13 protein-coding genes and 2 riboswitches are annotated in these 14,171 nt (G+C 64.5%); of the genes, 3 read left to right on the plus strand and 10 right to left on the minus strand.

The window, feature by feature from the left end:
• The first annotated feature begins 74 nt into the window (after positions 1 to 74).
• Positions 75 to 1,610, plus strand: a complete 1,536-nt coding sequence (locus tag AXF13_RS15520; protein ID WP_062254594.1) for a YifB family Mg chelatase-like AAA ATPase — start codon at positions 75 to 77, stop codon at positions 1,608 to 1,610.
• A gap of 149 nt (positions 1,611 to 1,759) precedes the next feature.
• On the opposite strand, the gene AXF13_RS15525 is transcribed toward AXF13_RS15520, so the two are convergent.
• The 10 genes from AXF13_RS15525 to AXF13_RS15570 form a co-directional block, all read right to left on the minus strand.
• Positions 1,760 to 2,098 carry an Hpt domain-containing protein gene (locus AXF13_RS15525; RefSeq protein ID WP_062254595.1) on the minus strand — a complete coding sequence of 113 codons (339 nt, stop codon included), beginning with the start codon at positions 2,096 to 2,098 and terminating at the stop codon, positions 1,760 to 1,762.
• Between the two features lie 84 nt (positions 2,099 to 2,182).
• Positions 2,183 to 3,634, minus strand: coding sequence for an ATP-binding protein (locus AXF13_RS15530; RefSeq protein WP_190276362.1), 1,452 nt, complete (start codon positions 3,632 to 3,634; stop codon positions 2,183 to 2,185).
• A 5-nt stretch (positions 3,635 to 3,639) separates the two neighbouring features.
• Entirely contained in the window at positions 3,640 to 3,957 is a 318-nt protein-coding gene (locus tag AXF13_RS15535) for a DUF190 domain-containing protein (protein WP_062254599.1), read from the minus strand.
• A gap of 108 nt (positions 3,958 to 4,065) precedes the next feature.
• Positions 4,066 to 4,449 (minus strand): fluoride efflux transporter CrcB, encoded by a 384-nt coding sequence (gene crcB / locus AXF13_RS15540; RefSeq protein WP_062254601.1) that lies wholly within the window; start codon positions 4,447 to 4,449, stop codon positions 4,066 to 4,068.
• 42 nt (positions 4,450 to 4,491) lie between these two features.
• Entirely contained in the window at positions 4,492 to 5,781 is a 1,290-nt protein-coding gene (gene eno, locus AXF13_RS15545; RefSeq protein WP_062254602.1) for a phosphopyruvate hydratase, read from the minus strand.
• Between the two features lie 92 nt (positions 5,782 to 5,873).
• A riboswitch (Fluoride riboswitch) is annotated at positions 5,874 to 5,933 on the minus strand.
• Between the two features lie 71 nt (positions 5,934 to 6,004).
• The gene (locus AXF13_RS15550; RefSeq protein WP_150116207.1) at positions 6,005 to 7,204 is read right to left on the minus strand and encodes an MFS transporter; all 1,200 of its coding nucleotides are present in this window, start codon (positions 7,202 to 7,204) and stop codon (positions 6,005 to 6,007) included.
• 108 nt (positions 7,205 to 7,312) lie between these two features.
• A riboswitch (Fluoride riboswitch) is annotated at positions 7,313 to 7,374 on the minus strand.
• A 161-nt stretch (positions 7,375 to 7,535) separates the two neighbouring features.
• Positions 7,536 to 8,750, minus strand: a complete 1,215-nt coding sequence (locus tag AXF13_RS15555) for an amidohydrolase family protein (protein WP_062254604.1) — start codon at positions 8,748 to 8,750, stop codon at positions 7,536 to 7,538.
• Between the two features lie 12 nt (positions 8,751 to 8,762).
• Positions 8,763 to 9,629 (minus strand): YitT family protein, encoded by an 867-nt coding sequence (locus AXF13_RS15560; protein ID WP_008682335.1) that lies wholly within the window; start codon positions 9,627 to 9,629, stop codon positions 8,763 to 8,765.
• Positions 9,630 to 9,638: 9 nt separating this feature from the next.
• The gene (locus AXF13_RS15565; RefSeq protein WP_008682334.1) at positions 9,639 to 10,436 is read right to left on the minus strand and encodes a sulfite exporter TauE/SafE family protein; all 798 of its coding nucleotides are present in this window, start codon (positions 10,434 to 10,436) and stop codon (positions 9,639 to 9,641) included.
• A 289-nt stretch (positions 10,437 to 10,725) separates the two neighbouring features.
• Entirely contained in the window at positions 10,726 to 11,433 is a 708-nt protein-coding gene (locus tag AXF13_RS15570) for a molybdopterin-guanine dinucleotide biosynthesis protein MobB (protein WP_062254606.1), read from the minus strand.
• 404 nt (positions 11,434 to 11,837) lie between these two features.
• Between AXF13_RS15570 and AXF13_RS15575 the strand changes: the two genes are divergently transcribed.
• Positions 11,838 to 12,794 (plus strand): aspartate carbamoyltransferase catalytic subunit, encoded by a 957-nt coding sequence (locus AXF13_RS15575; RefSeq protein ID WP_008682332.1) that lies wholly within the window; start codon positions 11,838 to 11,840, stop codon positions 12,792 to 12,794.
• Positions 12,791 to 14,053 carry a dihydroorotase gene (locus AXF13_RS15580; protein WP_062254608.1) on the plus strand — a complete coding sequence of 421 codons (1,263 nt, stop codon included), beginning with the start codon at positions 12,791 to 12,793 and terminating at the stop codon, positions 14,051 to 14,053. The genes AXF13_RS15575 and AXF13_RS15580 overlap by 4 nt, the downstream gene beginning before the upstream one ends.
• Positions 14,054 to 14,171 lie beyond the last annotated feature (118 nt).

A 14,171-nucleotide genomic window follows, 5' to 3' on the forward strand; every position in this document is an offset into this window, starting at 1 on the left:
TTATTTAGAAACAGCTCCAAGGGCGGATTAACTTCAATGTTACATTGCTCCGGCTCGGCGCTGATGGCGCGGCTATGGTGATTCGCCTGTACAGCGGCGGCCTCGAAGGGGTGGACGCCTTTCCGGTGGAAGTCGAGGTGGATTACGTCCGCCAGGGTCTGCCGGGCTTCAGCCTGGTGGGTCTGGCCGAAACCGAGGTGCGCGAGGCCAGGGACCGCGTCTTTGCCGCGCTCCGAGCCTGCAATTTCCGGCTGCCCCCGGCGCGGATCACGGTCAACCTGGCCCCGGCCGGGCGGCGCAAGGCCGGAACCGGCTACGATCTGCCGCTGGCCGTGGGTCTGCTGGCCGCCGCCGGTCTGATCCCCGTGGACAGGGTGCGGGGCCTGTTTTTTATCGGCGAACTTTCATTGACCGGGGCCCTCAAGCCCGTGCGCGGCGTGCTGCCTCTGGCCATTCTGGCCCGGCGGCGTGAGGCCGCCGGTCTGGTGGCCCCGCCGGACAATGCGGCGGAAGCCGCCGTGGTGCGCGGCCTTCAGGTCTACGCACCGCGCGATCTGGCCCAGTGCGCGGCCTTTCTGGCCGGAGCCGAAGCCCTGGAAGCCCGGCAACCGGGCGCGCCTCCCGCGCAACCGTCCTTCCCCATGCCGGATTTCGCGGAGGTCAAAGGTCAGCAAGCCGCCAAGCGCGCTCTGGAAGTGGCCGCCGCCGGAGGGCACAATCTGCTGCTGATCGGGCCGCCGGGCAGCGGCAAAACCATGCTGGCCCAACGCCTGCCCACCATCCTGCCGCCTCTTTCCTTTGAAGAGGCCCTGGAAGTCACCAAAATCTACAGCGTGGCGGGCCATCTGCAGCCGGACGCGGGCCTGGTGGCCGCGCGTCCTTTCCGCTCACCGCATCATACGGTTTCGGACGTGGCCCTGGTGGGCGGCGGCAGGCAGTCCCGGCCCGGCGAGGTCAGCCTGGCCCATCGCGGAGTGCTTTTTCTGGACGAGTTGCCGGAATACAACAAGCCCGCCCTGGAGGCGCTGCGACAGCCCCTGGAAGACGGCGTGGTGACCGTGGCCCGCGCGGCCCAGAGCATCACCTATCCGGCGGCCTGCATGCTGGTGGCGGCCATGAATCCCTGCCCCTGCGGCTATCACGGCGATCCCGCGCATGCCTGCACCTGCCGACCGGAGCAACTGGCCCGCTATCGCAACAAACTCTCAGGTCCGCTGCTGGACCGCATTGATCTGCATGTGGAAGTGCCTGCCGTGCCCTATGCGGATTTGCGCGCCACGGAAGGCGGCGTCTCCTCGGCCGAAATGCGGGCCCGCGTGCTGGCCGCGCGCGCCGTGCAGGAAGAGCGTTTCGCCGGGCTCGCGCCGCGCTGCAACGCGGAACTCTCCGGCGGGCTGCTGGAACGGCATTGCGCCCTGGATGCGGCCGGGCACAGCCTGATGGAGGCGGCCATGCGCCGTCTGGGCCTTTCCGCGCGGGCCTACACCCGCGTGCTGCGTCTGGCCCGGACCATTGCGGATCTGGCCGGAGCCGGGCGCATCAGCGCCGAACATCTGGCCGAGGCCGTGGCCCTGCGCGTGCTGGATCGCGGCGGCAGGGCAGACGCATAACCGGCGCAAATGAATTGAACTTACGGCTTCGTAGCGCGAGGCTGCGAGAGCAGCAGTTACATGGCATATGGTTATAAAAGAGCCCCGGCGGGTCAAGGCCGGGGCTCTTTGCGGATAATGCCGAAAATCGTTGTGCGCGCAACAGCGCGCTACTGGCTCATAAAGGCCGACATGGTCACCAGCGTATCCGTTACGGCGGAGTCAAAATGGTTCATGGCCGGACCTGTGTCCGCACCGGCCTTGATGGCCATCTCCAGTTCCAGAGCGGCGGCGGCCAGAGCCTTGGCCCCCAAATTGGCGGCCGCGCCCTTGGTGCTGTGCACCAGCTGGCGGGCGGTTTCCGTATCGCCGTTTTTCAGGGCCTGTTCCACCTTGGCCGGGCTGTCCCGCTCCGTCTCAATGAATTTTTGCAACAGCTTGACGTACAGGTCGCGTTTGTTGAGCACGCGGGCAATGGCTTCCTTCCAATCCAGAACTTCCTCGCTCATGATGTCCTTCTTAGCGTGGTTTGGTGAAAAAACGGATATGCTGTCCGGGAATGATGCCAGCAAGACCGGCCCATGACAAGGTCTTTATGCCGGACGCGTCCGGTATGGCGTTTGACGCGCTTCCGCTGCTTTCCTCTCTTGCGGCGGACGTTTGCGAAGCACGCGCAGGGCATTTGTGAAATCCTCTCGGGTAACACGGATGCTCTGCAGGCTTTCGTCCGGGATTCTTTCGCTGGAACGGAGCAGCATGTCCAGAGGCATCATCCTGCGCAATGCGGCATAGGCGGCTTCCCGCACGAGGAAAGCCAGTTCAGCGCCCGTATATCCGGCCAGACGCGCGGCCATGGCGGAAAAATCCACTGAATTCGCCAGAGGCAGACCACGCGCATGGATGGCAAGGATTTTCGCGCGTCCTCCGGCATCGGGTCTGCCAATGGGGATGATTTTGTCAAAACGGCCCGGGCGTAGCAAGGCGGAGTCCAACAGGTCCAGGCGGTTGGTCGCGCCCAGGATAAAAACCCTCCCCCCATCCTGAACGCCGTCCATCAGCGTCAGCAACTGCGCGGTAAACTTGGCGTCAAGGCGCAGACTTTCGGCGGAAGAGCGGGATTGCGCAATGGCGTCAATCTCATCGAAAAAAATAATTGCCGGTTGCGCCTTCTGTGCCCGCGCGAAAACATCTCTGAGTTTTTCCTCGGATTCGCCATGCCATTTGGTCACCAGTTCAGGCCCGTTGATCGGGATGAAGGCAGCGCTGCTTTCCGTGGCCAGGGCTCTGGCCAAAAGCGTTTTGCCGCAGCCGGGCGGGCCATGCAGCAGGCAGCCCCTGGACGGCATGATGCCGAGATGGCGCAGTATTTCAGGGTGCCGCAAAGGGAGCTCCACCTCTTCGCGTAATGCCCGCACCGCATCGTCGAGTCCGCCGATATCGGCATAGCGTGCGGGCCGCACGCGTGTTTTTTCCGCCTGTTTCTCTCCGGCCCCGGACGTGCTCCGAATGTCGGGCGCGGGCTTTGGGGATGCGGGGTTCCGGCCGGGACTGCGGCAGATTTCCGCCGCCTTTGCCGCCAGGACATCGGCCGAGAAATGCGGGCAAAGCGTGAGATGAAGCCGCGCGGCCTCCTTTTCCAGCCGTGCCCGCAATGCGTCCCCATCCGTTTCACGGGCTTCGGGGAGCATATGGGCGAGAAACAGACAGCCCCAGTCCCAGCCGTGCAACGGCGAACAATGTTTTGCATCCGTATGGCCGCGCGAGCAATCATGGACGTGCAACACATCTTTCAGGCCGTTATCGTCCACGTCCGCGTTGTTGACACGCAACGCGGCCCCGGGCCGCAAACGAACCATTTCCCAAAGTTCGAACAGGCTGTCGCGCCAGGCTGCCGCTTTTTCCAGCGGCAGGCGCAATGTCGCCCGTCTTTCGGGTAGAAAGCGTCGATCAAAGCCGGGCATGTTCCATGCCGCCGCCAATGCGGGGTCAGCATCCGCCGCTTCGTCCGGAGGAAACTCCAGAAGCAGAAAAACGGGTTTATCCACTGGTTTCATTCCTCTCCGGTAATGCCGTATTCAATGGGGGTTTTCATATAGAAAACCTTCAGCCCTTCTTTGCTGATCCGGGTAAAAAGCTCGTCCGTTTTGTCCGCGCTGAGCGCCATGGTCACTTCAATGGGCTGCTCTCCTGTTTCAAAGAAACGCGCGGACTGGTATTTCCCGTCGCGTCCGTAGCCGCCCTGGGCCACGCTGACGGTCACGCCGCTCACGCCCAGTTGTTTCGCCTCTTTCGTCAGCCACTCCGCGATGCTGAGCAATCCGTGTGTGCGCTTCAGTTGCGTGAAGAAAACCAATTGATAGCCGTGCATGGTCTTGTCTCCTTGCAGAGCCGTTTATCTTTAGGAAAGCCGGCCTGCTCCTGCAGACTCTTGGGGAAATCCCGGACGCGCTTATGACGGATTCAGATATTGAGCCTTCTAAAAGAGACGCCTGACCAGGGCGAAGGAACCCATGCCCAGAAAAACCATCAGCAGCGAACCGCCCACATGCAAGGTGATTGCGCCGCAGGCCCAGCCGAAACGCTGGGCCTGCAACAGCGTCGCGACTTCCGCCGAAAACGTGGAAAAGGTGGTCAACGCGCCCAAAAAGCCGGTGATGCAGAGCAAGCGCCATTCCGGGGCCAGGGGAAATGTGTAAAAAATGCCCAGCGCCGCTCCCATGCAGTAGCTTCCGAGCAGGTTGGCCGCCAATGTTCCCAAGGGTATCACCGGAAATACGGAATTGAGCGCGAGGCCGAGCAACCAGCGAAGTGTGGCTCCCCCGGATGCCCCGACGCACACGGCCAGTATGGATTTGATCATCTGTGACAGCTCCCCTCGAAAAAGAATGGTCTGCCCGTGCGTCTAACGGGTTGCGACAAAAGCGTTTTTCCCGGCGTAAACGGCGCTTGCCCCCAAGGCGCGTTCAATCCGCATGAGTTGATTGTATTTTTCCACCCGTTCGCCCCGGCAGGGAGCGCCGGTTTTCAAATGCCCCGTTTCCAGGGCCACGGTCATGTCGGCAATGAAGCTGTCCACGGTTTCTCCGCTTCGGTGTGAGACAAAAGCGCCCCAGCCGTTGCGCCGGCAGAGCCGCACGGCGTCGATGGTTTCGCTGAGCGTGCCGATCTGGTTGAGTTTGATCAGCGCCGCATTGGCGGTATGCTCTTTAATGCCTCGCTCGATATAGCGGACGTTGGTGACGAAAATATCATCGCCCACCAGTTCCACATGACGCCCCAGCGTGTTGCAGAGCATGGCCCAGCCGTCCCAGTCGTCCTCGGCCAGACCGTCTTCCAGCAGAACCACGGGAAAATCCCGCAGAATGGCGGCATAGTATTCCGTCATTTCTTCAGCGCTGAGAGCGCGTTTCTCCGTCCTGAGATGATAGAGCCCGTCCCTGTGAAAGGCTGTGGCCGCCGGGTCCATGCAGACGGCGATATCTTCGCCCGGCCGGTAACCGGCTTTTTCCACAGCCCGGAGGATCAGTTCCAGCGGCTGCCGGTTGGAGGAAACCGAGGGGGCGAAACCCCCTTCGTCTCCCACTCCGGCGGAAAGGCCGCGATCCAGCAACACGTTCCGCAGGGCCTGATAGACTTCGCTGCCCCAGCGCACGGCGTCGCGCAGGGAAGGCGCGCCCAGAGGAGCGATCATGTACTCTTGAAAATCCGCCCCTTGCCAGCGGGCATGCACCCCGCCGTTCAGGATGTTCATGCAGGGCACGGGCATGAGGCTGGCTCCGGTGCCGCCCAGATAGGCGTAGAGCGGGAGGCCGGCCGACAGGGCCGCCAGGCGGCAGACCGCCAGGGAAACGCCGAGCAGGGCGTTGGCCCCCAGGCGCGATTTGTTCGCCGTGCCGTCCAGAGTGACGAGAGTGTTGTCAATGCCGCGTTGATCCCGGCAATCCATGCCCCGCACGGCGGAGCATATTTCACCACAGACCGCCGCCACGGCGCCAGACACCCCTTTGCCCCCGAACCGTTGTTTGTCGCCGTCGCGCCGTTCCACGGCCTCCCGCGTGCCCGTGCTCGCGCCGGAGGGGACGGCGGCCCGCGCGCGCAGGCCCGCATCGGATACAAGTTCCACCTCGACAGTGGGATTGCCTCGCGAATCAAGAATCTCCATAGCTGTCACTGTGGCAATCTGGAACGTCATGGTGTCCTCCTTCATGGTGATTGCATAACGAAAAAGGAGCCGCGCCCTGCCTGGCGCGGCTCCTTGCACAATATTCTCCCGCCGCCGCCGAAGCGCTGGCAGGAGTCATCAACGAATGCGGTTTTATGGGGGACCCCATCCCCGTTGCCTTGAATATATCCGGTGGGATGAAAAAGTAAACCGTGCGGTCCGCCTGTTGCGGGCACGCGCGGGAAGTCCGCCGTCACGGCCTGTTTTTCATGCTGACGCCCAGATACAGGGGAAGCGCGCAGAGCTGCGCTGCCACGGAAAACGCCGCCAGATACGCCGGTTGCATATCGTATAGCCAGCCCATCAGCCAACTGCCCAGAAACCAGCTCAGACCGAAACAGGATTCGAAAATGCCGAAGTTGGTGGAGCGTTTTTCCTTGGATGTAAGCGTCACCACGGCGGCCTTGAGGATGGATTCCTGCGCGCCCATACCGATACCCCACAGCGCGACGCCGACAAGGATGCTCCCGAGAGAGGCGGAGCAAAACACGAATATGGGGAAAAATGCCGCCATGAGGCCGGAAAAAATCAGGGTTTTGAAGCGGAAGCGGTCATAGAGCCAGCCGAAGAGCAGCGCGGCGAAGGCGTCCGCCAGCATGGCCAGCGCGTAGAGCAGGGGCAGTGCGTCGCCCTGGATGACGTTCTGGCGGGAAACATGCAGCGTGATCAGAGGAAAATCCACAAATCCCAAAGCGAAAAACATGATCCCGAATATGTAGAGAAGAAACCCGCTCCGGTTCGCGCCGCTATTTTGCCGTGCGCCCGCCTCTTCAAAATGTCCCGGGTCCGGGAAATGCCGGCGCGCCAGGAAGAGCCAGGCCATGGTCAAAAGCGCCGGGATGCCCAGGGCCGCGAAGCAGAGCGCGTAGGCCGTCCGCGGTTCGGCGTCGCTCTTGAACCAGAGAATGCCGAACAGGAATACCGGCCCCAGAAACGCGCCTATTTGATCGAGAAATTCCTGCACGGCAAAAGCCTTGCCCACGCCTACCCGGGTGGCCGCAAAGGAGAGAAGCGTATTTTTAGCGGGCTGGCGTATGGCTTTACCGGTGCGTTCCAGAATGATCAGCAGGCAGGCCCAGAACCAGCCGTTTTCCGGCACGAGCGCCAGAAAGGGAATGGCGACCATGTTGACGCCGTACCCCAGCATGGTCATCCCCCAATAGTGTTTTGTCTTGTCGGCGATGATTCCGGTCGCGAGCCTGAGCGCATAGCCGATGCATTCGCCGAAGCCGGTGGCAAAGCCGAGTGCGGTGGCCGAAGCGCCGAGCAGGGGAAGATATGCCCCGTAAATGCTGCGTGCCCCTTCGTGGGTCATGTCCGCGAACAGACTGACAATGCCCATGAGCACGACAAAGACAACCGCCGGCGACGCATTCCGCAAACGTGACAACATGTCCGTTCCCCCCTTTTTGCAGTAACAAGCCGCGCCGCCCATCCTTTTTTTTGCCATGTCCGGCGGGGAGGGGCGCCACGGCAAATAAAAATGACTCCCGCCGACATTTGTCAGGCAGGAGTCATCAGCACAGCATGCGGTTCAAGGGGAACTCCATCCCCATGAAAGAATCCTATCCCTGCCTGGGACCGGCGGCAAGGGAAATGTTCGCGGCGTCAGCGGATCGCCGGACGGGCGAACAGTGTGAATGGTACATCCCGCCGCGTGGTGTGCAAGTATGAGACGGTTACCCTGCCAGGCTCTGAGTAGGCGCTTTTAATGGGGGCTGAGCCTAATAGGTCAGGGCCTCGGGCAGCAGGCAGAAATTGGCAGGCGCGCCCGGCGTCAGGCGGCCCGCCCCGGACCCGCCCAGGCCCAGCGCCGCCGCGCCGTTGACCGTGAGCAGGCGCACCAGGGCCTCGGGCGGCACGTCCAGGCTTTCGCGCAGATAGACGGCCTCCTGGCGCACGTCCAGGTCGGTATTGGACGTCAGGCCGTCCGTGCCCAGGCAGAGCAGGCCGCCGCTTTCCATCAGGGCGCGCACCGGCGGCGCGCCCACGCCCAGATTGCGGTTGGAGCGCGGGCAGAGGCAGAGGGCCGTGCCCCCGGCGGCCAGCACTTCCACTTCCTGGGCATCCAGTTGCGCGCCGTGCACGGCCAGCGCGCCCGGTCCCAGCAGGCCGAGGCCGGCCGCGTAGGCCAGGGGCCGCATGCCCGGCGGCCGCCAGCCCTCGGGCAGCACCGTGCCCGCGTAGCAGTCGTACAGGGGACCGTCTCCGCTGGTCAGCAGCCGGGTTTCTTCCGGCGATTCCGCCAGATGAAAGCTGAAAACCGTGTTGTGCCGGGCGCAGTGGTCCCGCGCGGCGCGCAGCACCTCCGGCGCGGTGGAGTACAGGGCATGTCCGGCCGGAGCGCAGCGCCCGGCCAGGGCCGGGTCCGCCGCCAGTTCGTCGCGGCAGCGCGGCGGCCAGGGGCGCTCGCCGTCGATAAAGGGCGGCCCGAAGCCGAACCATTCGCAGAAATGGCTCACTCCCACTCCGGCCTCGCGGCAGGCCCGGTCCACCAGAGCCACGCCGCCCCGCAGGGAACCGGCCACATCCCCTACGTGCAGGGCTCCGGTAGCGGCCAGGCTTTCGCAGGCGCTTTCCGCGGCCGCGGCCACTTCGGCGGCTGTTGACGCGCCCAGCTGGGGAATCATGCTGGCAAGCCAGGCCGTGAAGCCCTTGCCCCAGAGCGTGCGCCCGGCCAGATAGGAAAGCTGGATGTGGGCATGGGCATTGATGCAGGCCGGGACCAGGCAGACCGGCCCCACGTCGCGCACCCGCGCGCCTGCGGGCAGGCGGGCGTTCTTCCAGGGCAGCACGTCTTCCACCAGGCCGTCGCGCACCAGCAGCACGGCGTTGTCGATTTTTTTCAGGGCCGCGAAAAGCCGCGCGCCCCGGGCCGGACTTTCGCCGGTCAGGGGCACAATGGTTCTGGCCCGGATGGCCAGGACGGAGGCGGGCACGGCGGGCCTCGGTCAGCGGCCCCGGCGGGCGAACTGGCCGCCGGAAACGTAAAAGGTGTTTTCCACAATGAAGAGCGCGTGGGAATCAATGGCGTAGACCAGATTTTCCAGGCGCTTGAGCGACACGTTGTTGGTGACGGTGAGCAGAATCTCGCGGTCCGAGCCGGAATAGGCCCCCTTGCCGCGCAGCATGGTCGCGCCGAAACGCTCGGTAACCAGAATGGCCTCGCTGATCTCCTCGCCGTGGTCGGAAATGATCATCACCAGCTTGCGCCGGTTGAACATGCCCAGCACGTATTCCAGGGCATTGGAGGAGATGAACATCATCAGCATGGAGGCCACGATGAGGTCCAGGGAAAGGCGGAAGGCGCCCGTCAGGAACAGCAGGACGTTGAAGATGAAGTTGAACTGGCCGATGGGGATGTTCCAGCGCTCCTTGAGCAGCACCGCGACAATGTCAGTGCCGCCGCCGCTGCCCAGAGTGCGCAGCATGATGCCTCCGGCCGCGCCGTGCAGCACGCCGCCTACCACGGCGGCGTAAACCTCGGTGGAGAGCGGGATCTGGAAGGTGATGAACATGCCGAACACCGTGGTGCAGAGCGTGCCGTAGGCCGTGTAGAGCAGGAAGCGCCGCCCCACGAAGAACCAGCCCCCGATATAGATGGGCAGGCAGATCAGCATGTACCAGAGCAGGGGCGTGAGGGTGCCGGTCCAGTAGGCCACGAGCAGGGCCACGCCCATGACGCCACCGGCCAGGAAGTCATGGGGCGCGGCCACGCTCTGAATGCAGATGGTCATCAGGAGCGAGCCCAGGGTCATCCAGAGCAGGTTCCACCAGACCGATTCGGCCAGTTTTTGATTGTAGGTATACAGCTTCATGCGTTGCTATTACAGGATGCCCCAGAGCATCTTCAAGGCCACCAGGATCAGAAAAACCGCAAAGCCGCGCTTGAGCTTGGCCGTGGGCAGGGCATGGGACAGCTTGGCCCCCAGGGGCGCGGTGAGATAGCTGGCGGCGGCCAGGCCGAGCAGGGCCCAGAGATTCACGAAGCCCAGGGAAAGTGCGGGCAGGTCGGGCCTGCCCCAGCCGCCGATGATGTAGCCCAGGGTGCCGGCCACGGCAATGGGAAAGCCGATGGCCGCCGAGGTGCCCACGGCATGGTGCAGGGGCACGTTGCAGAAGCTCATGAAGGGCACGGACAGCGTGCCGCCGCCGATGCCCACAAAGCTGGAGACCAGACCGATGACCCCGCCCACTCCGGCGGTGCCCAGCGCGCCGGGCATGTCGCGGCTGGCCGGGGGCCGGTAGTTGGAAAGCATCTGGGCGGAAACCACGAACAGAAAGCAGATGAAGAAGATTTTCAGAAACATGGTGGGCATGTGCGTGGCCACCAGGCCGCCCACGAAGGTGCCCACCAGAATGCCGGGCGTGATGTTGCGGAAAATGTCCCAATGCACGGCCCCGCGCGCGTTATGGGCCCGCGCGCTGGAAATGGAGGTGATCATGATGCTGGCCAGCGAAGTGCCCAGGGCCATCTGCTGGACATACTCGGGCGGCACGCCCTGTCCGGGAAAAATAGCCACCAGCATGGGCACGATGACGATGCCGCCGCCCACGCCCAGCAGTCCGGCCAGAACGCCGGCCACCGCGCCACAGCAGAGATAGACCAAGAGAGAAAGGAACATGCAGCGTCTCCTGAAAGAATATAAAAACCTCGACCAAACCATTGCCGCCGCGCGGCGGCCCCGCGCGGCAGCGCGCTCGTTGTGTCCCGGCCGCCGGACCATGTTTTGACGGCCGGGATGTACATATCCACCGCGTTCGCTTTGCCCGCGAACATCCGGCGGCTCAACGCCGTGGGGCTTTAGGCCCAGCCCTCGGTCGGCGGCGGGAACGCGCTCCCGCTCGGCGTCAGGCGCGGGCGTCCGCTTTCGCAGCCGTCGGAGTGAAGCAACTTTTCAACGTTGCTTTGTTCTATTTCAAAACAATTTCCACCGTGCCCGCGGCCATACCCTTGAGCGGCGCGAGCATGCCGCGCAGGCCCCCCTCCAGCATCCGGGCCGTAAAGTCGTTGAGGGGCACTTCCCGGCCGTTGACTTTCAGGTTGAGGGAGGGCGGCGTCAGGGCCAGACAGTCCTTGGGAGAGGCTTCTCCGGCCAGAATGTCCCTGGTCAGGGCCGCGCAGTTCTCCCGGCCGCACAGGCCGCAGTCCAGCCCGCCCAGCACAAAGGCCTTGGCGTCGGCCACGCGGGCCAGTTCTTCCACGGAATTCTCGTCAAAAGCGGGCAGGGGCGGCAGGCTGACCGGGCCGAAGGTGCCCACGGCCAGCTCCGGCGCGAGCATGGGGGCCTCCAGTATGTCGCGCAGGCAAAGCACGCGCGGCAGGAAGGTGAGGTTCTTGCCGCCCTCCACCAGCACGATGTCCGCCGGAAGCCGGGTGAACAGATCCATGAAGCCTATTTTGCCGCGCCAGAAAATGGCGGCGTCGTCCTCGCCCAGGGCGGCCACGGGGCGGCCCGGCGCGCTGAGTTTGCTGGTGTCGCGGCCCGGCAGGTCCAGGCCGTGGTGGGTGCATTTGATGACGGCGACCTTGCGGCCCAGGCCCTCCAGGGCCGTGGCCAACAGGCCCGTGAGCGTGGTCTTGCCGGAATTTTTGAAGCCGGTGATGCCGATGGCCCGCATACGCTTCCTCCCGCTGCTGATGCCGTGGACGCGGCAATGATTGCGTGCATTGTTCCGGGCAGGCACGAAGGGGTTGATCCGTTCCTCCGGCGGCGTAGGGCCCGGTCCGGCGGACGCCCGAGGAGCGCCCGCCGCGCGTCCGTTCCAGCGCCTCGCGCCGTGGGCGCAAGGGTGTGAAAAACTGTTCCAAACCTAGACAAAGCCCTTGGAGGCGTCAACAGACTTTTTCCTTTACAAAGGCCCGTCGCGCGCCTAACATTTTCACCCATGAAGCTGAGTGATGCCCATGCGTCGCGCCGCCCCGGTCGCACGCCGGAGTTTGCGCCGTTGCGGCCTGCCCCCGTGCCGATCTGTCCCCCGTTGGTCCCAGCGGGGCTTTTTTTTAACTTTCAGTCCCTACGCCCATGAATACCGACAACCGCTATCATTGGCCGCACAAGGACCTGCTGGACGTGACCCAGCTGAGCGGAGAAGACGTCCGCCATCTGCTGGATCTGGCCGCCAGCTTTCAGGAAATCAACCGGCGCCCGGTCAAGAAGGTGCCCACCCTCAAGGGCAAGACCGTGGTGCTCTTTTTTGTGGAAAACAGCACCCGCACCAAAACCTCCTTTGACGTGGCGGGCAAGCGCCTGTCCGCCGACACCTATTCCCTGGCCAAGTCCGGCTCCAGCCTGAACAAGGGCGAAAGCCTCAAGGACACGGCCCTGACCCTCCAGGCCATGGGGCCGGACGTCATCGTCATCCGCCATTCCAGCAGCGGCGCGGCGGCCTTCATGGCCGATCTGCTGCCCTGCGGCGTCGTCAACGGCGGCGACGGCTGGCACGCCCATCCCACCCAGGCCCTGCTGGACTGCTTCAGCCTGCGCCAGGTCTGGGGCGACAGCTTTGCCGGGCGCACCCTGCTGATCCTGGGCGACATCGCCCATAGCCGGGTGGCCCGCTCCAATGTGCGTCTGCTGCATCTGCTGGGGGTCAAGGTCCGGCTCTGCGCGCCGCGCACCCTGCTGCCCGCCGGGGTGGAAACCTGGCCGGTGGAGGTCTTTTCCGATCTCAAACGTGCCGTGCGCGACGTGGACGCGGTCATGTGCCTGCGTCTGCAACTGGAGCGCCAGCAGGCGGGCCTGCTGCCCGATCTGGCGGAATACTCGCGGCGTTTCTGCCTGGGCACGGCCCAGCTGGAACTGGCGCGGCCCGAGGCCAAGGTGCTGCACCCCGGCCCCCTGAACCGGGGCCTGGAAATTTCCCATGAGATTGCCGACGCGCCCGCCAGCCTGGTGCTCGACCAGGTGGCCGCGGGCGTGGCCACGCGCATGGCCGTGCTTTACCTGCTGGCCACGCGCAACGACGGAGGAAACGCATGACGCTCTGCATCAAAAACGCCCGCCACCTGGAGGCTCCGGTGGACCTTCTGGTGGACGGGGACAGGATACTGACCATGACCCCGGCGGGCCATCACGCCGCGCCCGGGGGCTGCGAAATTTTCGACGCGCACGGCCTGACGCTGATGCCCAGTTTCATCGACGCCCATGTCCATCTGCGCGAACCGGGTTTCGAGTACAAGGAAGACATCGCCTCCGGCCTGGAAGCGGCGGCCCACGGCGGTTTCGGCGCGGTCATGTGCATGGCCAACACCAAGCCGGTCAACGACACGGCGGCCGTGACCCGTTTCATGCTGGAGCGCGCCCGCGAGAGCCATCCGCACGGGCCGCGCCTGCATCCCATCGCGGCGGCCAGCGTGGGCCTCAAGGGCGAGGAAATGGCCCCGCTGGCGGAACTGAAGCAGGCCGGATGCGTGGCCGTGTCCAATGACGGCCGCCCGGTGGAAAATGCGGAACTGCTGCGCCGGATCATGGAATACGCGGCGGATCTGGACCTGATTTTCATCGACCACTGTGAGGACGCCCGCCTGGGCAAAGGCTGGCTGATGAACGAGGGGGCCGTGAGCGGCCTGCTGGGCGTCAAGGGCCAGCCGGACGTGGGCGAGGCCGTTCAGATCGCGCGCGATGTCATGCTGGCCGAATATCTGCATCTGCCCGTGCACATCGCCCATGTCTCCTCCAGCCTGAGCGTGGACGTCATCGCCTGGGGCAAGGCGCGCGGCGTTCAGGTCAGCGCCGAAACCTGCCCGCACTATCTTCTTTTGGACGAGAGCGCGCTGGAGGGCTACAACACGGCCGCCAAGGTCAGCCCGCCGTTGCGCCGCCCCGAGGACCGCGAGGCCCTGCGCCGGGCCGTGAAGGACGGGACCATCGACATTCTGGTCACGGACCATGCCCCGCACGCGGCCCATGAAAAGGAAGGCACCCTGGACGAAGCCCCCTGCGGGCTCACCGGCCTGGACCTGGCCGTGAGCCTGACCTGGGCCCTGGTGCGCGAGGGGGTGCTGGCCGAGGCCGATCTGCAGCGCCTTTGGTGCCGCCGCCCGGCGGAAATCTTCCGCCTGCCCTGGAACGGCTTCGCGCCCGGCGACCCGGCGGATTTCTTTCTTCTGGACCCGGATGAGGTCTGGACGCCCGGCCCGGAGACCATGTATTCCAAAAGCCGCAACACGCCCTTTCTGGGCCGGAGCCTGCACGGGCGCGTCAAGCACCACTGGCTCGGCGGACAGCGGCTGTTCTGATCGCATCCGGGGCGGATTGCCCTTAGAAGGGCCGCGCTTCTTCAACTGTTCATTCAGCCGGGAAATACGTTTCCCTGCTGAATCCACGCCGCGTCGCGGCGTTGGAGCATTCCCGGGT

It is taken from the genome of Desulfovibrio fairfieldensis (assembly GCF_001553605.1).
Taxonomy (GTDB): Bacteria; Desulfobacterota; Desulfovibrionia; order Desulfovibrionales; family Desulfovibrionaceae; genus Desulfovibrio; species Desulfovibrio fairfieldensis.